General features: G+C 71.1%; 14 protein-coding genes and 3 pseudogenes. 6 read left to right on the top strand and 11 right to left on the bottom strand.

The annotated features are described in order from the left end of the window. Genes H9L22_RS02750 through H9L22_RS02740 form a run of 3 tightly spaced genes read right to left on the bottom strand, consistent with a single transcriptional unit; the run spans window position 1 to window position 3,003 of the window. Entirely contained in the window at window positions 1-1,443 is a 1,443-nt protein-coding gene (locus H9L22_RS02750) for a cobyric acid synthase (protein ID WP_187721498.1), read from the bottom strand. Continuing rightward, window positions 1,440-2,390 (bottom strand): cobalamin biosynthesis protein, encoded by a 951-nt coding sequence (locus tag H9L22_RS02745; RefSeq protein WP_187721497.1) that lies wholly within the window; start codon window positions 2,388-2,390, stop codon window positions 1,440-1,442. The genes H9L22_RS02750 and H9L22_RS02745 overlap by 4 nt, the downstream gene beginning before the upstream one ends. A gap of 22 nt (window positions 2,391-2,412) precedes the next feature. Continuing rightward, a complete protein-coding gene (locus H9L22_RS02740; protein WP_226966087.1) occupies window positions 2,413-3,003 on the bottom strand; it encodes a histidine phosphatase family protein in 591 nt (196 codons plus the stop codon). 52 nt (window positions 3,004-3,055) lie between these two features. Here H9L22_RS02740 and H9L22_RS02735 point away from each other — a divergent pair, with 52 nt between their 5' ends. After that, the gene (locus tag H9L22_RS02735; RefSeq protein ID WP_187721496.1) at window positions 3,056-3,790 is read left to right on the top strand and encodes a cobalt-precorrin-6A reductase; all 735 of its coding nucleotides are present in this window, start codon (window positions 3,056-3,058) and stop codon (window positions 3,788-3,790) included. On the opposite strand, the gene H9L22_RS02730 is transcribed toward H9L22_RS02735, so the two are convergent. The 6 genes and pseudogenes from H9L22_RS02730 to H9L22_RS20225 form a co-directional block, all read right to left on the bottom strand. Beyond that, window positions 3,777-4,715: a DMT family protein gene (locus tag H9L22_RS02730; protein ID WP_187721495.1), complete on the bottom strand. Its 939-nt coding sequence runs from the start codon at window positions 4,713-4,715 to the stop codon at window positions 3,777-3,779. The genes H9L22_RS02735 and H9L22_RS02730 overlap by 14 nt on opposite strands. Before the next feature lie 127 nt (window positions 4,716-4,842). Then, window positions 4,843-5,982, bottom strand: a complete 1,140-nt coding sequence (locus H9L22_RS02725; protein ID WP_226966086.1) for a L,D-transpeptidase family protein — start codon at window positions 5,980-5,982, stop codon at window positions 4,843-4,845. Window positions 5,983-6,114: 132 nt separating this feature from the next. Next, window positions 6,115-7,023, bottom strand: coding sequence for a 3-methyladenine DNA glycosylase (locus H9L22_RS02720; protein WP_226966085.1), 909 nt, complete (start codon window positions 7,021-7,023; stop codon window positions 6,115-6,117). Further along, complete coding sequence (locus H9L22_RS02715; RefSeq protein WP_187721493.1) at window positions 7,020-7,706, bottom strand: M48 family metallopeptidase; 687 nt, start codon at window positions 7,704-7,706, stop codon at window positions 7,020-7,022. The genes H9L22_RS02720 and H9L22_RS02715 overlap by 4 nt, the downstream gene beginning before the upstream one ends. A gap of 466 nt (window positions 7,707-8,172) precedes the next feature. After that, window positions 8,173-8,985, bottom strand: coding sequence for a cytochrome c biogenesis CcdA family protein (locus tag H9L22_RS02710; RefSeq protein WP_187721492.1), 813 nt, complete (start codon window positions 8,983-8,985; stop codon window positions 8,173-8,175). A gap of 109 nt (window positions 8,986-9,094) precedes the next feature. Then, window positions 9,095-9,490 (bottom strand): annotated as a pseudogene (locus tag H9L22_RS20225) (DsbA family protein); the annotation flags it as partial. Between the two features lie 558 nt (window positions 9,491-10,048). Between H9L22_RS20225 and H9L22_RS02700 the strand changes: the two are divergent. Together H9L22_RS02700 and H9L22_RS20025 are read left to right on the top strand one after the other, a co-directional pair. Next, on the top strand, window positions 10,049-11,914 hold the full coding sequence (locus tag H9L22_RS02700) for a HelD family protein (RefSeq protein ID WP_406707819.1): 1,866 nt from the start codon (window positions 10,049-10,051) through the stop codon (window positions 11,912-11,914). Beyond that, a pseudogene (locus H9L22_RS20025) lies at window positions 11,827-12,144 on the top strand (ATP-binding domain-containing protein); the annotation flags it as partial. The gene H9L22_RS02700 and the pseudogene H9L22_RS20025, both read left to right, overlap by 88 nt. An 18-nt stretch (window positions 12,145-12,162) precedes the next feature. On the opposite strand, the gene H9L22_RS02695 reads toward H9L22_RS20025, so the two are convergent. Beyond that, entirely contained in the window at window positions 12,163-13,065 is a 903-nt protein-coding gene (locus H9L22_RS02695) for a methylenetetrahydrofolate reductase (RefSeq protein ID WP_187721491.1), read from the bottom strand. A 48-nt stretch (window positions 13,066-13,113) separates the two neighbouring features. Between H9L22_RS02695 and H9L22_RS20220 the strand changes: the two are divergent. Together H9L22_RS20220 and H9L22_RS02685 are read left to right on the top strand one after the other, a co-directional pair. Next, window positions 13,114-14,201: pseudogene (locus H9L22_RS20220) on the top strand (polyprenyl synthetase family protein). Then, the gene (locus H9L22_RS02685; protein WP_187721490.1) at window positions 14,191-16,584 is read left to right on the top strand and encodes an HAD-IC family P-type ATPase; all 2,394 of its coding nucleotides are present in this window, start codon (window positions 14,191-14,193) and stop codon (window positions 16,582-16,584) included. Before H9L22_RS20220 ends, H9L22_RS02685 begins: the two are co-directional and overlap by 11 nt. On the opposite strand, the gene H9L22_RS02680 is transcribed toward H9L22_RS02685, so the two are convergent. Continuing rightward, on the bottom strand, window positions 16,552-17,226 hold the full coding sequence (locus H9L22_RS02680) for a thiamine phosphate synthase (protein WP_187721489.1): 675 nt from the start codon (window positions 17,224-17,226) through the stop codon (window positions 16,552-16,554). The genes H9L22_RS02685 and H9L22_RS02680 overlap by 33 nt on opposite strands. A gap of 163 nt (window positions 17,227-17,389) precedes the next feature. On the opposite strand from H9L22_RS02680, the gene pknB reads away from it, so the two are divergent. Then, window positions 17,390-19,489, top strand: coding sequence for a Stk1 family PASTA domain-containing Ser/Thr kinase (pknB, locus tag H9L22_RS02675; RefSeq protein ID WP_187721488.1), 2,100 nt, complete (start codon window positions 17,390-17,392; stop codon window positions 19,487-19,489). Window positions 19,490-19,537 lie beyond the last annotated feature (48 nt).

The following is a 19,537-nucleotide window of genomic DNA, read 5'->3' as shown; positions in this document are numbered from 1 at the left end:
TCAGCGGGCCAACCCCAGGAGGTCGTCGACCCGGATATGTTCCTCGATGGCGTCCGCGGTCGTCTCGATCATCAGTTCCCGCAGCGCCTGGAAGCCGCCGCCGTCGTCGCGCGGCTCCCAGGCGGAGCCGGCCTCGCGGGCCACAGCAGCCAGCCAGGCCCGGCGGAACCCGTCGCTCTCCAGCGAGCCGTGCCACATGGTGCCCCAGACAGAGCCGGCGTGGGCGCCACCCAGGAACGGCTCGGCGCCTGCGTCGACGGCGGGGCGGCCATGGTGGATGGTGTAGCCGTCGACGGCGTGGCCCCGCCAAGTGCCCTGCGGGCGGCCGAGCACCTTCTCGGTATGGAACGCGATGTCGGCGGGGAGGAGGCCCAGCCCATCCGCGACGCCGTCGCCCTCCACACCGTCGTCGATGGTGCGGGCGAGCATCTGGAAGCCACCGCAGATGCCGAGCACGGGGCGGGCTGCGGCGGCGCGGGCGACAATGGCGTCAGCGATGCCGGTCGCCCGCAGCCAGGCCAGGTCGCTGAGCGTCGACCTGGAGCCGGGCAGCACGACCAGGTCGGCGCATTCCACCTCCCGCGGATCGACGGTGACGACGACTCTGACCCCTGGCTCCTGGGCGAGCGCGTCGACATCCGTCGCATTCGAGATGCGCGGGAGGCGGACGACTGCGACGGTAAGGTCGCCGGCGGAATCGTCCCTGGCGTCGTTGCGCCAGCGGCCGACCTCCAGCGCATCCTCGCCGTCGACCCAGACGCCGTGCAGGAACCGGAGGACGCCGTAGTTGGTGAGCCCCGTGCGGCCGGAAATGTCGTCCAGACCGGGGTCGAGGATCGACTGGTCGCCCCTGAACTTGTTGATCACGTAGCCGGCCAGCAGTGCCCTGTCGGCGTCGTCGAGCAAGGCCCAGGTGCCGTAGATGGAGGCGAGCACCCCGCCGCGGTCGATGTCTCCCACGAGCACCGTCGGCAGCCCGAACTGCCTGGCCAACCCCATGTTGGTGTAGTCACCCCTGCGCAGGTTGATCTCGGCTGGCGAGCCGGCGCCCTCGCAGATGACGAGCTCGTGGGTGGCGGCGAGCTCCTCGAAGGCCGCGTAGGCCGCCTCGGCGAGGTGCCTACGCGACGTGGCGTACTCCCCGGCTTCGAGAGTGCCGTGCGGCTGGCCGCGGAGAACCACGAACGATCTGCGGTCCGTTCCCGGCTTCAGCAGCACCGGGTTCAGCAACGACGACGGGACGATACCGGCCGCCGTCGCCTGCAGGTACTGTGCCCGCCCGATTTCGGAGCCGTCGAGGCAGACCATCGAGTTGTTGCTCATGTTCTGCGACTTGAAGGGCGCGACGTCAATGCCGCGCCGGCGCGCCACGCGGCACAGACCGGTGACGAAGAGGCTCTTCCCCGCATCGGAGGAGGTCCCCGCGATCAGCAGTCCAGTCATCGGCCCCTCCGCGGGACAACGGTCAGGACGGTGACGGCGGCCGCCGTCACCGCGCAGGTTACGGCCGTCACCAGCGTGGCGGCCTTCCGGAGCTCCCGCGCCGTCGGGCGGGGGCCGTCTCCGAGGAGGCCGCGCTCCTCCACCCGATCCTGGTAGGTGTTGCGTCCGCCGAGCTGGACGCCGAGCGCTCCGGCCCACGCGGCCTCGCACCAGCCGCCGTTGGGCGAGGGGTGGTCGTGCGCGTCGCGCCGCATGATCCTCCAGGCCTGGGCCGGGTCTCCGTCGACGACGGGGGCAAGCATGCAGGCCGCGGCCCCTGTGATCCGGGCGGGTAGCCAGTCGGCGGCGTCGTCAAGCCTCGCGGCGGCCGTACCGAAGCGTCCGTAGCGGTCGTTCCGGTGTCCGAACATCGCGTCGAGTGTGTTGAGGCACCGGTGCACCACGAGCCCGGGGATCCCGGAGACAGCACCCCAGAACAGCGATGCGACGACGGCGTCGGCGGTGTTCTCGGCCATCGACTCGACGACCGCGCGGGCCAGTTCGGACTCGTCGAGGCCAGCCGGGTCCCTTCCGCACAGGTGCCCGAGCTGGGCCCGAGCCCCCTCCAGATCCGCCTCGTCGAGTCGGTCGGCCATCTGCTCGCCCTCATGGGCGAGGCTCCTCGCGCCAAGGACGGCCCAGGTCGTCACCGCCGTCGCCGCCGCGTGCGCGACGGGATGCGTGCGGGTGCTCCGCTCCACTACCATCGCGACGAGGGCGACGGGCGCGACGGCGGCCACCACGAATCCGGCACCGTGCGCGCGATCGTCGGCGTACAGCGGCTTCTCCACGCGGGACGCCCAGGTGCCGAACCAGGCGACGGGATGATGCCGATGCGGATCACCGAAAAGGCGATCGGCCAGCACCCCGACGGCGATGCCGAGGGCGCGGCTGAGGTTGTGGTGCATGATCCCGAGGGTATCAGTGCGGCTACAGGCCGCCGCGGGCCTTCGGCCCGCCCACGGCGTCCAGTGTGCGGGTCTCGGCGTGACAGTTCGGCCAGGCGGCGTACGTGACCCAGTCGACGTCGCGGTGTCCGCCGCCGTCGAGGATCGCGAGGAGGATACGAAGCGTGTCGCCATGTGAGACGAGCAGGATCTGTTCATCACCGACGAACTCGGCGCGCAGCGCGTCGACCAGCGGCCGGAGCCGGCGTGCCACGTCGGCCATCGACTCGCCGCCGCCCCACCGTATCTCCGAGACGTGCACCCCGGCGGGGGTGACCTCCTCCTCGAGTTGGTGGTAGTAGCGGCCCTCGAGGTAGCCGAGCCCCTGCTCGCGCAGCAGGACCGTCTCCCGGACGGGCAGTCGGTGGGCCGCGGCGATGACGTCGGCGGTCTGGCGGGCCCTCACCTGGTCGCTGCTGAGGATGGCGGTCAGCGGAGCGTCGCGCAGGCGTTCGCGGGCCTCCTCGGCCTGCCGAAGCCCGGCGGCGGTCAGCGGCACGTGAGGCGTCTGCCCCTGCACCCGTTGCTCAACATTCCACACGGACTGGCCGTGGCGCAGAAGATGCAGGATCACGACCAGAGCCTACGCGCAGGGCGCGGCACAGTCAGCGCGATACCCTTGCACCGTGATCCTTGTTCTGGGCGGCACGACGGAGGGCCGGGAGCTGTGCGCCGCACTCGACCGGCGCGGGATCTCGAATCTGCAGTCGCTCGCGGGCCGCACATCCAACCCGCTGCTCACGGCCTCCGTCCGGGTGGGCGGTTTCGGCGGGGCGGAGGGGCTGCTCCGGTTCCTCACCGAGCGGCGCGTCACTACCGTCGTCGACGCCACGCACCCCTTCGCGGCGGGCATCACCCGCAACGCAGCGCTGGCCTGCGCCGCAGCGGGCGTCCGGCTGCTGCGGGTGGATCGCCCCGGATGGGCGAAGCATCCTCACGCCGACAGGTGGGCCTGGGTCGACAGCCATGCGGCGGCCGCCTCCACGGTCGTAGCCCTCGGGTCACGCCGGGTGCTGCTGACGGTGGGACGCCAGCACACCCTCGACTATTCACCAGCGCTGGACGACCGCTACGTGCTGGCGAGGGCTGCCGAGCCGCCGTCGGCACCGCTTCCGCCTGCCTGGCGGCTGGAGCTGGCCCGCGGCCCCTTCTCACTGGCCGGTGAGCGCCGCCTGTTCGCGGAGCACCAGATCGACTCTCTCATCACGAAGGATTCCGGCGGGGACGCAACGGCAGCGAAACTGCGGGTAGCCGATGAGGCCAACGCCGCCGTCGTCATGCTCCGGCGCCCAGCGCCGCCCGAGGGCGTCGTACTGCTGCCTGACGTCGCGGCTGCCCTCGCCCTGCTCAGTGAGGGCTAGCGTTCGACTGGCCGCGCTCCTCGGCCTCGTGCGCCTCGCGTTCGGCGATCGCGTCCGGGTGCTCCTTGCTGAGCATCACGACACCGTAGACGGCGACGGCGCCGGTGAGGGCCATGCCGATCATGGGCCCGATGCCCATGTTGCCGCCCTCCCCCAGCACGATCAGGCCGAACAGGACCGCGATCAGTGGGTCGACGGTGGTCATGGTGCCGACGGTGATCTCGGCCGGGCCGGAGGCGTAGCCCTGCTGGATCAGCCAGACGCCCAGCACGAAGCAGACCACGATCAAGACGACCGTGACGATGAACCGCCAGCCGTCGAACTGGTGCCCGTGCTTGACGATGAGGTCGATCGCGGTCTTCATGAACCCGGAGGCGAGGCCGTAGAAGGTGGCGCCCGTCGCGGCCCACAGCATCGCCCTCGCCCACGGGGCGGCCTTGGTGGCCGAGTACGCCAGCAGCGCCGCGAGCACGCACACGATGGCGAATGAGATGAGCATGGGCGGGAACGTGACGAACTTCTCGGCAGTCGCGTAGGTGGTGGAGAAGAGCGTGAATCCCGCGACGCCGGCGATGGTGACTCCGACGGCCGCCCACAGCTTCCCCGACAGCGGGTGCTTGTGGATCTTCGCCGCGATGATGACGGCCCACGGGACGGCGAGGATGCCGATCGGCTGCACGATGGTCACCGGCGCGAACGACAGTGCGGAGAGGTGGATCAGCGCACCGAGGAACACCAGCGACAGGCCGAGCAGCCACCGGGGGATGCGCAGCAGATTGAGCATTCCTCGCGCCGTCAGCCGGTTCGAGGAGGCCCTGGCGGTCGGGTCGAATGTGCTCTTGACAGCCAACTGCTGCAGGATCGCCCCGCCCGCGAAAGCGAACGAAGACAGTACCTGCATCGCCACGGCCAGCCAGATACCCACGAATCGTTCTCCTTCAGTTGAGGCTTTCGCCCTCGGGAGCGTAACGCAGCCGAGGGCGCACAGCCGTCAGACCGGAGTCCCCGTCGGATCCGGGAAACCCCCACCCAGGGAGCAGGGGCAGGTGGCCCTAGCCGGAGTAGACGACCACTGTGTCCCCCTCGCGGACCTGGCTGTAGAGAGCGTCGATCCGCTCCTTGCTGCGCACGTTCACGCAGCCGTGGGAGGAGCCGTTGTAGCCGCGCGCCGCGAAGTCCGCCGAGTAGTGGACGGCCTGTCCGCCACTGAAGAACATCGCCCAGGGCATGGCCGAGCCGTACAGCTTCGACACATGGTTGCGGGACTTCCAGTAGACGGAGAAGACGCCGTTGCGGGTGGGGGTCAGCTCCGACCCGAACCGGACATCCATCGTCATCTGGATCTCGCCGTCGACCACCCAGGCCAGCTTGCGCTGGGCCTTCGAGATACAGACCACCCGTCCGGAGAGGCAGCGGTCGTCCAGCGACATCGTGCCTGGCTTGGGAGCGACGTTGTTGAGTTCGTCGGTCGTCGGCCGTCTGGTCATCGCCTTGAGCCGGTCGAGGGTGCGCTGGTCCACCTCGCCGGTGACGGGGATCTCACGCTTGGCCTGGAAGCCGCGCACGGCCTCCACCGTCTTGGCGCCGTAGATGCCGTCGATCTTCGCCTCGTACCAGGCGATCTGCTTCAGCCTGGCCTGCAGATCCTTGACGCTGTCCCCCGTGGCTCCCTCGGCGAGCAGCGTCGGCCCCGGCCTCATGATGTTGTACATCTCGTCGTGGGTGGGTTCGCGGGTCATCTTGACCAGCACGTCCCAGGTCGCCTGGTCGACCTCGCCGGTCGCCGGCAGGGTGCGCTTGCCCTGGAAGCCCTCGACGGCCAGCCGCGTTGCCGTCTCATAGTCGCCCGTGATCTTCCCCTCGAACCACTCGAGCTGCGCGAGCCGGTGCTGCAGTTCGCGGACGCCGTCGCCGTCGTCACCCTCGGAGTAGAGGGCCGTGACGGTCGGGGTGACGACGGGCGGCGCGGTTGGCGTGCTGGGTGTCGGCGTCGGCGTGGGCGTCAGTGTCGGCGACGGCGACGGCGACGCGACAGGGCTGGGTGCCGGGGAGGCGGTTCCTCCCGGCGCGGGTGACCCGGCGGGACCGGGATCGCCGACGGCGCGCAGGTCGGGTGCGCAGGCACTCAGCGCCAGCAGGGCGCCAGCGGTCGCCACTGCAGCGACGCGGCGCAGGGGAAGAAGGAGCGTCACGGTAGGCCTCACATGGGGAAGGGGGTCCTGTCGGGGGAGCCTACGCTGCGGGAGGCTAACAGGCATCCCGTACACGCGGTGGAGATTCATGGTTGTGCCCTTTCGGCTCGACATCCATGAATACGTCCGGACCTACCCGGCCGGTTGCACCGAACCTTCCCGCGAGTGCCCCGTCCGTGCCGGATCCCGCAGCAGCGGTTCCAGCACCCCGATCAGCCGGGCCCGGAGGGGTGCCGCCCTCTCCGCGAACTCCCGCTGCCTTCTCGCGTACTCGGAGCGACCTTCCGCCGTCTCCACACGGACGGGTTCGACGCCCCAGTCGGCCAGGTCATAGGCCGAGGCCGCCATGTCCGTGACGCGGATGTCGCGGGCAAGGAGGAACGTCTCGAACAGGAGATCGGACGGAACGGCCGGGGAGAGTTTTCCGGCCCAGCGGTACAGGTCCATGTTCACGTGCAGACACCCTGGCTGGTCGAGCAGCACCTGGGTCTGTCTGGTCGGCTCCATCGTGTTCAGCGGCACCGCATCCGGTGTGAAGAAGCGGAACGCGTCGAAGTGGCTGCAGCGGCACCCCACGTCCTCGACGATCTCCGCGACCCGCTCCGGCGGGAACCTCAGCTGCAGGTACGGGTGCCTGGTCTCCCCCGGGGCCAACCGGTAGACCATGGCCCATTCGTGCATGCCGAAGCAGCCGAACCGGGGCGTCGCGCCGGCGGTGGCCTCCAGCAGTGTCAGCGCAGTCTCGGCCGTTGCGCCCCGTTTGGCCAGGAACGTCTCGACGTCGAGGCGCACTTCGTCGCCGTCACGCCGATGGAAGGCCCCGAGCGGGAAGTCGACGGCGTCGGCCAGCGTGACCCCCGCCCCCGGGTACCAGGCCATCAGGTAGCTGGGGCGCAGGTTGTAGTAGTGGAACAGGAAGTCGTCGATCGGATGCTTGACGGCCCTGTCGCGGCGATGAATGACGTCGGCAAGCTCTGCGGCTGCCCGCTCCCGGTGCGCCGTCGCGGCTGCTCTCCACTCGGCTCCGGACAGGACGGTCACGGCGTGCCTCGCATCGCCAGCCTGCGCGCCCGCCAATCAGGTATCAGGGCATCCATCCAGGCGACGAAGCGGGGCCCGTGGCCACGCTCGTGCAGGTGCACCAGCTCGTGCACCAGGACGTACTCGAGCGCGGCCGGGTCTCGCTTGGCGAGGGCCGTGTTGAGCGTGATCATGGCCGTGCGTGTGTTGCAGCTGCCCCAGCGTGACGTCATCCGTCTCAACCGCAGCCCTGCCGCGCGTCGCCCGACGCGCTCCTCCCACACTTCCCGCAGAGCGGGGATCCGGGCCATCAGCTCCCGGCGGTAGAGGGCGTCGATGCCTCGGGCACGTGCCTCCTCGTCGGCGCCCGTAACGATGATCCGTCCGTCGACCTCCCGCGCAGAAGCCCTGTCGCCGTCGGCCACGACCAGCTCGCGCCACGCGCCCCACAACTGGACCCGTCCGCCGTCGACCAGTTGCTCCTGGGGTGGGGCGGCCATGCGCATCCGCTGCTGCGCCCGCAGGATCCAGGCGTGATTCTCGTCGAGGAATCGGCGAAGTTCGTGCTCGGGCACCCCGAGTGGCACAGAGACGACGACGCGTCCGCCCAGCAGCACGCGCAGCCGCAGGTTCTTGACGTTCTTGTACGTGACCTCGACGCGGTGCCCTCCATGGGTCAGCAGGTAGTCGGTCGGAGCGGGCATGCCCGTCATCCTACGGGCCGGCTCCGACGGGTCGCGGCACGGCGGGCGCCCTGTGCATAAGTCTCCGCGGAGCTGCCCGGGCTCCCGTTCCGCGGAGCGGTCCCTGAGCTTGTCGAAGGACCGGTCCCTGAGCTTGTCGAAGGACCGGTCCCTGAGCTTGTCGAAGGGCGTGCACGAATCTCCACTGAGCCGCCGCTACGTGCATATCGCCACAGCCGCGGCCTGAACCAGCAGAATGCTCGGCTGAACCAGATTCATGCTCGGGATGCCAGATGTACGTCGGCCGGGCTCCTCCGGATCCGCGAGCCTCCCGCAACACCGTCCCCGTGCACGAATCTCCACTGAGCCGCCGCTACGTGCATATCGCCACAGCCGCGGCCTGAGCCAGCAGAATGCTCGCCGGAACCAGATTTATGCCCGGAAAGCTCGAGAGCGCCCAGAGAACGGGCAACTCCTCCGCCCTGAGCTACCCGACCTGCTCATCCTCCGCGGGGCGACGCGACAGCCGCCGCCACAACACCAGGCCCACGGTCGCCGCGATGACGAGGACCACCGCAATGTCGGGAATCCTGTCGCCCACCGCGCGCAGCCAACTCTCCAGCTGGTACTGCTGGGCTCCGCCCAGGAGGCCACCCAGCGCCGCGGTGGCGTCTGTGGTGAGGAACAGGACCCCGACGACGATGAACAGCCCGCCCGAGACGAGGCCCGTCACCGACGTCGTCAGCGGCCCGAGCTTCACCTCCCGATGACGCAGCCGCTCCCCCAGGCGGAACCTCTCCCACAGGGCCGCGAGCAGCAGCAGCGGCAGCACCATGCCCGCGGCGAACACGGCGAGCAGCAGCCCGCCGTAGACGGGGCTCCCACCGACCGCCGCGACCGTCAACACCGCACCGAGAAGCGGGCCCGTGCAGGCGCCGGCGAGCCCGTAGGTCGCGCCAAGGAGGACGGCGCCCGCCGCGGAACGCGGATCGCCGCGCTGGGCGACACCGGGAATCGGAAGCCGGATACCGAGGGCGGTGACGACGCCGAACACGATCAGCAGCACACCGCCGACCAGGGCAAGGGTCGAGCGGTGGACCGTCACCAGCGACCCCAGCGCCCCGGCGCCGAGGCCGAGGGGAACGAGCGTGAGCAGCGTCCCGAGATAGAAGAGTGCGGTCCTGCCGAGCAGCCGGGCACCGGAGAACGCGTAGGCGAGGAAGGCGGGCAGCAGCAGCGCCGCGCACGGGCTGAGCACCGCCGCGACGCCACCGAGAAAGGCGCCTGCGTAGCCGACCATCAACCGAGCAGCGCGGCCTGCTGCTCGATGACCTGGGCGAAGGTCTCGAGGGCTGGGCCCCGGCGAGGAACTGGCCACCGATGATGAACGACGGCGTCGACGTCACGCCGAGCTGCTGCGCCTCCTGGGAGTCGAGGAGCACCGCGTCCCGATGCTTCGGGTCCGCCCAGTCGGTGGCGAACTGCTCGGCATCGAGGCCAAGCTCGGCGACGATGCCGTAGACGAGGTCGTCCGGGATGTCGGGGTGGCCCTGGTCCGGCAGCGCCACGAACAGCGCGTGCGCGAACTCGAAGTAGGCGCCCTGCTCGCCGGCGGCCCGCGCGGCCGTCGCGGCCTTCATGGACTCGTCACCGAAGATGGCCAGGTCGCGGAACTCGACCCGGAGCGTTCCCGCGTCGATGTAGGGCTGGAGCTCGGGCAGCGTCTGCTCGGCCCACACGGAGCAGAACGGACAGCGGTAGTCGGCCCACTCGGTCAGCACGACGGGAGCATCGACCGCACCCATCGCCAGCGGATCGTCGGCCTGGCGCCGGGGCAGATCGTTGACGAAGAACTCCCGGACCCGCCGCTGCTGTTCGGCAAGCGCCGCATCAGCGTCCGCCGATTCCTGCGGTGCCGCCTGGGACGGCGCAGGCGCGGCGCTGCCGAAGGGGTCGGGCTGGGCGAAGACCGCCAGCAGCACGACGAGGACCCCACAGAACCCCACCAGCACCCACTTGCCTGGGCTCATGCGGGAACTGGTCGCGGTCATGGTCTTCTGGCTCCGATCGGTGGGCGGCTGTCCGTCCCACTCTGCCCTACCCGCCAAATCGGGACCACCCGGGGTGGCCGTCCGGGCCTGTCCCAGCGCGGGGAACACGCTCCTGCTCCAGCCGCCGCCGGTGTCCGGGTGCGCGAATTCAGCCGGAGCGGGCACCCGCTGTAAGCTTGAGTGTCTGTCTGAAACGAGGGATCGATAGCTTTGACCACTTCGCGCGCCGACCTCGACCGCGAGATCGCACTCGAACAGGCCCACGTAGACCGGGTCTATGCCAACCTCCTGACCGCGACGGCGAGCGCCAAGATGCTGGCCAGCCAGGGGCGGGAGATCTTCCTGAGCGACCGCACCAACTTCCTCCGCGAGGAGGACAGCACCGCGCTCTTCGAACGCGATGCTTTCGCCTACCAGGCCGCCAAGCGGCTGGCGATCCTCGACGCGGAGCACGACGGCCTCGTCTTCGGCCGCATCGATCTGTCGGACGACGATCCCCGCCACATCGGGCGCATCGGCGTGCGCGACGCCGAGTACGAGCCGCTCGTCATCGACTGGCGGGCCCCCGCCGCCGAGCCGTTCTACCGCGCCACGCCCACCGCGCCCATGAGCGTGATCCGACGCCGCGTGCTCCGCTGCCGCGAGGACCGGGTGATCGGGATCGAGGACGACCTGCTCGACTCCAGCACCGACACGGCGCTGCCGATCTTCGGCGAGGGCGCCCTGATGGCGGCGCTGACGCGCGCCCGCGGCCGCACGATGCGCGACATCGTCGCGACCATCCAGGGCGAACAGGACGAGGCCATCCGCGCCCCCTACCAGGGCGTCACGATGATCGGCGGCGGCCCCGGTACCGGCAAGACCGTCGTCGCGCTGCACCGCGCCGCCTACCTCCTCTACACGAACCGGGCCCGCCTCGAAAAGGGCGGCGTGCTGGTTGTCGGCCCCTCCGGCGTGTTCATGAACTACATCGAGCGGGTGCTGCCCAGCCTCGGTGAGGACTCCGTCACCCTGAAGGCCATCGGGGCCGTCGCCAGCGACGTCCTCGGGTTCACCAGCGAGAGGGTCGACGGCGCCACCGCCGCCACCGTGAAGGGCAGCCTCGCCATGCTGCCCGTGCTGCGGCGGCTGGTCCGGCTGCCGCTGGTGACCCCCGACGGCGGGCTCCGCGTCCGCGTCACCGTCAAGGGCGAGGTGCTCACCCTCGGGGAGCAGGACCTCGTCAGGATCCGCGACCAGGTGCTCGCGAACACCCGCCTCAACCGCGGCCGCAGGCAGGCCACCGACCTGGTCGTCTCCGCGCTCGTTCGCCGGTTCCCCGACGACATCCCGATCGAGCCCCAGGAACTGCAGGACCGGGTGCGCGAGCACCCGAGCCTGGCCGTCTTCATGAACGACTGGTGGCCCTCCCTGACGGCGACGCAGGTGCTGGCGCGCCTCGCCGACCCGGCGGTCGTGGCCCGCGTCGGCCGGTCGCTTCCGCAGGCCCAGCGCGACGCGCTCACCTCCTCCTACTCCTGGCTGCAGGGCGAGGACCCCGACCACACCACCCAGTGGACCGTCGCCGACGTCGCGCTGCTCGACGAACTGGTCGCCGTCATCGGCATGCCCGTCGAGGACAAGGATCCGGACGTCGACGTGTTCCTCGAGGGCGGCGACGTCGCCGAGGTCGTCACCACGGCAGACCTGCTCCGCCGCGAGAAGGTCGTCGATCCCGACGACGACCCGCAGATCACGTTCGCGCACATCCTCGTCGACGAGGGCCAGGACGTCACCCCCATGCAGTGGCGGATGCTCCGCCGCCGCGGCCCCCAGTCGTCGTGGACGATCGTGGGCGACCCGGCGCAGAGCTCCTACCCGTATCCGGAGGAGACGCGGCAGGCCCTCGATGAGCTGATCGGCCGGGCCCCCAACCGCTCCTTCACGCTGAGCACCAACTACCGCTCCCCCGCCGAGGTCTTCGACTTCGCGGCCAGGATGATCACCCGCGTCCACCCCGACGCCGACCTGCCCCGCGCCGTTCGTTCGACCGGCATCGAACCAAAGCTGCAGTCGACGACCGCTGCCGGTCTCCACGACGCCCTGCGCGCCGAGCTGCTCGACCTGGCCGCCAAGGTGGGCGGCACCATCGGCGTCATCTGCCCCCGTCGCGGTTGCGCGACGTGCAGCTCTTCGTGATGGCCGACGAGCGGCTGGCTGCCTTCGAGGACCGCCTGATCGTCGTCACGGCGCTGCAGGCCAAGGGCCTCGAGTACGACGGCGTGCTGGTCGTCGCGCCCGACGACATCGTCGCGGAGGCGCCGGGCGGCGCACGGGTGTTGTACGTGGCGCTGACCAGACCGACGCAGCGGCTCGTGACCCTCGACGTGGACGGCTCGGCCTGGCGCGAGCTCGTCGCGCCCGCCTGAGCCGGCGGCCTGGCTGTACTAGCCCACAGCGACGTCGCCGCGCAGGGTGGCGAGCACCTCCCGGGTGGCCTTCGACCGGTTCTGCGTGAAGAACTGCAGGCCGGGAGCGCCGAGGGCGAGCAGGTCGCGGCACAGCGTGACGGCTGACTCCAGCCCGATCCGGCGCACCTCCTCCTTGGACCCGGCCGCACGGAGCCGCCCGACGAGGTCGGCGGGCAGGTCACGGCCCGAAAGCAGCGCGAAGCGCTCGATCTGGGAGATCACCGTCAGCGGCATGATGCCGGCGACGATCGGGACCCGGCAGCCGAGCCCCGCCATGCGCTCGACGAGCGCGGCGTACGGCTCGGCCTCGAAGAACAGCTGCGTGATGGCGAACTCGGCCCCCGCCTCGACCTTCGCGGCAAGGATCTCCGCATCCAGGGAGGCGTCGTCGCTCGTCTCGTGCGGGTGCGGGAACGCGGCGACCCCGACGCAGAAGTCGCCCTCCTCCTTGACGAAGCGCACCAGCTCGGTGGCGTTACGCAGGCCGTCCGGGTGGGCCTCCCACTCGCCTCCGCCTGGCATGTCGCCGCGGATCGCGAGGATGTTCGTCACGCCCGCCTCACGGTAGGCCGCGAGCGCCTCTGCCAACTCGTGGCGCGACTGCGCCACGCAGGTGAGGTGCCCCACCGTCAACGGCCCACCGGCCGCCTCGGCGATGCGCCGGGTGGCGGCGATGGTCCGGTCGCGGCGCGACCCGTTGGCGCCGTAGGTGACCGAGACGAAGTCGGGCTCCAGCGGGGCGAGCGACTCGACGGCCCGCCACAGGATCGGCTCCTCGTCCTCGGAACGGGGCGGGAAGAACTCGAACGAGAAGGACGGCCGCCCGGCCTCGGCCAGCAGCCGGCCGACGGAGGCGAGACGCGCATCGGTGTGGAGCATGGCCCACAGGATAGGCCGACGCCGGTGCCCACCGACTAAGCTGCCCACGTGACACACGCCCTTGATCCGCGGTCCCCGCTCAGCGAAGAGTTTCTGTCCGCCGTCGGCGAAACCCTGTCGGGATTCCTCGACGCGCAGGCCCCCCTGTTGGAGACCATCGGCGTCCTCCCCATGCTCGACGTGGCCCGCGAGGCCACCGACGGCGGCAAGCGGCTGCGGCCCGCCTACTGCTACTGGAGCTACGTCGCCGCCGCCGGGATCCCCGACGACGACGCCGCCCTGCTGGCCGTCTCGTCGTCCCTGGATCTGCTGCACGTCTCGGCCCTCGTCCACGACGACCTCATCGACGACGCCGACACCCGCCGCGGGCTGCCCGCCGCCCACAAGCGCTTCGAGGAGCTGCACGCCCGTCGCGGCGGCCGCGGGTCCGCGCCCGACTTCGGCACCTCGACGGCGATCCTGCTCGGCGACCTCCTCCTCATGTGGTCGATCGAGCTGGCCGACGGCTCCGGGGCAGCCCGGCTCGACCGGGCCCGCCCCCTGCTGAGCGCCATGCGCGCCGAGGTGACCGCCGGGCAGTTCCTGGACGTGAGCGCCCAGTACGGCGTAACGGGGCGCGCGACGCGGCCGACGAGCTCGACGTGGCGCTGCGCGTGCTCGAGTACAAGTCCGCGAGCTACTCCGTGCGCCGCCCGGCGCTGATCGGCGCCGCCCTCGGCGGTGCCGGCGACCGCCTCAACGAGACGCTCGGCGAGTTCGGCTCCGTGATCGGCCGCGCCTTCCAGCTGCGCGACGACGTGCTCGGCGTCTACGGCGACCCGGCCGTCACCGGCAAGCCCTACGGAGGCGACATCCACGAGGGCAAACGCACGGTGCTCGTGCTGGCGGCGCTCGCCGCAGGAGGACCGCCCGCCACGGAGCTGTCCGAACTGCTGGGCGCGCCGGGCCTCACCGACGGCGACGTCCGGCGCGCCGCCGACCTGATCGAGGCGTCAGGGGCCCTCGGCGACGTCGAGGCCAGGATCGCTGCCTCCATGACGCGCGCCGTCGACCTCCTGACCGCCACAGAGATGACCGAGGAGGGTCGCGTCGCGCTCACGGAGTTGGCCGAACGGAGCGTGCGGCGTGCCCGATGATGCCGCCGCACCGCCAGTTGGGCTGACCTCCGCGGAGGTCGCGGAGCGCATCGCCGCCGGCGACGTCAACACCCTCCCGTCCCGCTCGGGCCGCTCGACGCTCGGCATCATCCGCGCGAACGTCTTCACCCGCGTCAACGCCATCCTGTCCGTGCTGCTCGCGCTGGTCTGGTCGACCGGGCAGTGGATGGAGGGTGCATTCGGCATCCTCATCGTCTTCAACTCGATCATCGGCATCATCCAGGAGCTCCGCGCGAAGCGCACCCTCGACAACCTGGCCGTGGTGGGCGAGGCCCACCCGGTCGTCATCCGCGACGGGCTCCGCCAGGAGATCGTGCGCGACGCCGTCGTGCTCGACGACCTGATCGCCATCGCGCCCGGCGACCAGCTGGTCGTCGACGGCTCCGTCGTCTCGTCCGACTATCTGGAGATCGACGAGTCGCTGCTCACCGGCGAATCCGACCCCGTGGCGAAGGCCCCCGGCAACCCGGTGATGTCAGGGGCGTTCGTCGTGTCCGGCACCGGCACCTACCGCGCCGAGAAGGTGGGCGCGGAGGCCTATGCCGCGCAGCTCACCGCGCAGGCCTCGAAGTTCACGCTCGTCTCCTCGGAGCTCCGCCAGGGCATCAACTCCATCCTGCGGATCGTCACCTGGCTGCTGGTGCCCGTCGGGCTGCTCACCATCTGGGTACAGTTCAGCCAGCCCGGCACCACCTGGCAGGAGGCCGTCGTCCGCATGACGGCCGCCCTGGTGCCGATGGTGCCGGAGGGCCTGGTCCTACTGACCTCCATAGCGTTCGCGCTCGGGGTCATCCGGCTCGGCCGCCGCAACTGTCTCGTGCAGGAACTGCCCGCGATCGAGGGCCTCGCCCGCGTCAGCGTCGTGTGTGCGGACAAGACCGGCACGCTCACACAGGGCACCATGACGTTGGGCGGGGTCCTCGCGCTCGACGGCGCCGATGACGTCGCGTGGGAGGCACTCAGCCAGCTGGTGGCGGCCGATCCCGCACCCAACGCGTCCATGCAGGCCATTGCCGCAGTGGTCCCCGCGGCGGCTCACCCCTGGGAGACGCTGTCCCGGGCGCCGTTCACGTCGGCCAGGAAATGGGCAGGGACGACGTTCTCCGGTCACGGATCCTGGCTCCTGGGCGCCCCCGATGTGCTCGCCGTCGGCGACGTCGCCGCCCGGGCCGAGGAGATCGGGGCGACGGGACGCCGGGTGCTGTTGCTGGCACGCAGCGACGTGGACGTCACGGCCGGCGACGCCCCCGGGGTCCCCCTGCCCGTGGCGCTGGTCGTGCTCGACCAGGAGACGCGGCACGACGCCGCCGAGACGCTGGCCTACTTCGAGGACCAGGGCGTCGCGCTCAAGGTGATCTCCGGCGACAACGCAGCCTCCGTCGGCGCCGTCACCCGCTCACTCGGCGTCGACCTGGGCGACGTCGTCGATGCGCGCACCCTCCCCGCCCCGGGTCCCGCGTTCACGGAGCAGGTCGACACGCACGGCGTCTTCGGCCGCGTCACCCCGGAGCAGAAGCGGCAGATGGTGGGCGCGCTGCAGGAGCGGGGCCACACCGTCGCGATGACAGGCGACGGCGTCAACGACGTGCTGGCCCTGAAGGACGCCGACCTGGGGGTGGCGATGGGCTCCGGCTCACCCGCCACCCGCGCCGTCGCCCAGATCGTGCTCCTCGACGACAGCTTCGCCACGCTGCCGCACATCGTGGCCGAGGGCCGCCGGGTCATCGGCAACATCGAGCGCGTCGCGAAGCTATTCCTCACCAAAACCATCTACGCCGTGCTCATCGCCCTCACCACCGGGCTGCTGCACCTGCCGGGCCCGTTCCGCCCGCTCCAGATCACCGTCATCGGCTGGTTCACCATCGGCATCCCCGCCTTCCTGATGTCCCTGGCTCCCAACCGCGACCGGGCCAGGCCGGGCTTCGTGAGTCGAACGCTGGCGGTCGCCGTCCCCGGCGGGGCCATCGTCGCCGCCGTGACGCTGGTGGCCTATGTGACGACACGCGGCCTCGACGACGCCATCACCGACGCACAGCAACTGCAGGCCTCGACCGCGGCGCTGATCGCGCTGCTGATGTCGGCCACGTGGGTGCTGTCGACGGTCGCCCGGCCGTACGTCTGGTGGCGGGCAGGCATGGTGATATTCGCCTACAGCTTCTACTTCTCGCTGTTCCTGTTCGACTTCTCGCGCCGCTGGCTCTACCTGGACATCTCGAACCGGGAGACGGTGCTGGTCGGCATCGTCCTCGGCGCAATCGGCATGGTCGCCGTCGAGGCGGCCTGGTGGATCAGCACCGCGATCCGGGGCGACAAGCCCCGGCTACTGCCCTCACGCGAACGCGTCGAGCCGGTAGGCGGCTGATCCACCGTCCGCCTCCCACGCGGCGGCGACGGCATCGGCCAGCGAGCGGGTCACCGCGAGCGGGTCCGCGGCCCCGAAGACGGCGGTCGAGACTGTCACCCGACGGGCACCCGCGGCGAGCACGTCGGTGATGGTGTCCAGCGTGATGCCGCCTGCCGCGAACCAGACCGGGTGGGCGGGCAGCGCCAGCGGGGGCAGCGCCGACGCCGCAGCGGCCACCTCGTCCCCGACCGCGCCGTCGACGATGGCGGGGCCGACGAAGCCGTAGTCGAGGCCGTCTCCGCCGAGCCGCGCGAGGTCAGGGGTTCCCGTAAGCCGGCCCCCGACCAGCGCGTACGGGTGGGGCCGTGCCTCCCCCGGGCGGACGGGGGCGCGGCCGAGGTGGACGACGTCGGCGTGCGCGGCCGCGGCGACATCGGTCCGGTCGACGGCGAGCAGCGCGGGAAGACCGAACAGGCGGCCGCGGGCGGCGGCATGCTCCCCGGCCGCCTCCTCGACGCTCCGGTCGCCCGTGGACAGGATGATCAGGTCGGCGCCGGCCGCGGCGAAGTCGGCGGCCTCGGTCCCCGTAAGCTCCGCTGGCACCACCAGCGCAAGCCGGGCGAGGCGCAGTCGGGTCGTCAGGGCGATGAGCGCAGTCACGGTGTCTCCTCTCGGTGGCCACACTCTAGGTGTGCCCGGGTCCGTGGGGACACCGCGCGGAAGACTCGCCGGAGCGGCGCGGTCTGCGTCCCGGCGGCCTCGCCTATGATCGGAACCCAGACGGGGCCCACGGCCTTCTTCCCCGACCGTGCATGGAGTGGCATTGAACAGCACTTTCGACCCGTTGGTCGGCCAGGTGCTCGACGACCGCTACGAGATCGTGGCGAAGGTCGCGCGCGGCGGCATGGCCACGGTCTATCGGGCGCGCGACCTGCGCCTGACGCGCGCTGTCGCCGTCAAGGTGATGCGCAGCGACATGGGCGAGGACGACGAGTTCGCCGCCAAGTTCGACAGGGAGGCCCGCTCCGCCGCGGTGCTGAGCCATCCGAACGTCGTCAGCATCTTCGACCAGGGCTCGTCGCAGGGGCTGCCCTACATCGTGATGGAGTTCATCGAGGGCGGCACGCTGCGCAACAAAATCTCCAGGAGCGGGGCGCTGCCGACGAGCAGGGCGCTGGAGCTGTTCGAGCAGATCGCGGCCGCTGTGGCAGCGGCCCACGAGGCCGGCGTCGTCCACCGTGACATCAAGCCGGAGAACGTCATGCTGACGCCGCGCGGCCACGCCAAGGTGGCGGACTTCGGGCTGGCCCGCAAGGTCGATTCCCCGCAGGTGACCGCCACGGGGGTGCTGCTCGGCACCGCCAGCTACCTTCCGCCCGAGCTGGTCACCCACTCGCGCCCCGACGAGCGCAGTGACGTGTATTCGGCCGGCGTCGTCCTGTTCGAGATGCTGACGGGACAGAAGCCCCACACGGGCGAGAACAACTACCAGATCGCCTACCGGCACGTGAACGTCGACATCGAGCGGCCGTCGGAGCGGCTGGCCGAGAGCGGCCACACGCCCGTGGAGCCGCTGCCCGACTACGTGGACTGCCTCGTGCTCGGGGCGACCGGCCGCGATCCGCGCAGCAGGTACGCCGACGGTCGCGAGCTGCTGCAGGCCGTGCGCCGCGCCCGCACCGAGTTTGCCGCCACCGGCGGTCGCGACAACCCGGCCCTCGCCGCGGCCCTGCTGCCGGATGCCCCACCGGAGGCCGACACGCAGCGCATCGGGCCGCCGCCGGCCCGGCCCCGCCCGTCGACGACGGGGCTGACGCCCCCCACCGTCACGGCCGAGCCGCAGTGGCGCCCCGCGGCGGCCACGACGCCGGAGCCTGCCGTCTCCCCGACGGCACCGTCACGCACGCCGACGGCCGCCGTCACCCGCACGCACTCGCCGGTCCCACCGACCCCCGAGGACGAGGACCACTGGTCGTCTCCCCGCAGCCATCGGACCCCTGTCTTCCCTCCGCTGCACATCTCCCACGATCCCGTGCACCGGCGCCGCCGCGGCCTGCTCGCCATCCTGCTGGTGGTGCTGCTGACCGCGGGCGCCGGCGTCGGCTCCTGGTGGTGGATGTCGGGCCGGTTCACGACGGTACCGACGGTCGCCGGCCTGAACGAGACCAAGGCGACCGAGGCCGCCGACGCCAACGACCTCTCGGTCACGACCTCCACCGAGTACTCGGAGACCGTCGCCAAGGGGCTGGTCATCCGCACCGATCCCGGCCCCGGGGAGCGGCTCCTGCGGGGCGGCTCGTTCACGCTCGTCATGTCGCTGGGGCCCGAGCGGTACCCGATGCCCACCGTCGTGGGCGAACAGCGGACCGACGCGGAGCGGTTGCTGACCTCCGGGAGGCTCGCCGTCGGCGAGGTCACGGAAGAGTGGTCGGAGACCGTCGCCTCCGGCGTCGTCCTCAGCGCCACGCAGGAGCCGGGGACGCAGCTGAAGCCCGACACACCGGTCGACCTTGTCGTGTCCAAGGGGCCGGAGCCGATCCAGATCCCGAACCTTGTCAACGGGGACGCCACCGCCGCCCGCGAGGAGCTGAAGAAGCTCGGCTTCGAGGTGAAGTTCTCGGAGGAGAACTCGACGGCGGTGGAGAAGGGCAAGGTCCTCCGGCAGGATCCCACCTCCGGCACCGGCAAGCGGGGTGACACCGTCACCCTTGTCGGCTCGCTGGGACCCGTGCTGGTCACCATCCCATCGGTCGCGGGCGACAGCGTCGACGACGCCAAGAAGAAGCTCGAGGACCTCGACCTGGTGGTCGACGTCGTCAACGCCTCCAGCTTCCCCATCGCGTTGAACATCGCCACGGGCACCGACCCTGGCGAGGGACGCAGCGTCCCTGTGGGGTCGAAGGTGACGCTCTACTTCGCCTGATCCTCTCCGCTCCGATCGCCACACAAACGGCGGCGGGCGCCCCGCCCG

The sequence above is a fragment of the Tessaracoccus defluvii genome, from assembly GCF_014489575.1.
Classification (GTDB): Bacteria; Actinomycetota; Actinomycetes; order Propionibacteriales; family Propionibacteriaceae; genus Arachnia; species Arachnia defluvii.
This window is presented reverse-complemented; position numbering and strand designations above follow the sequence as displayed.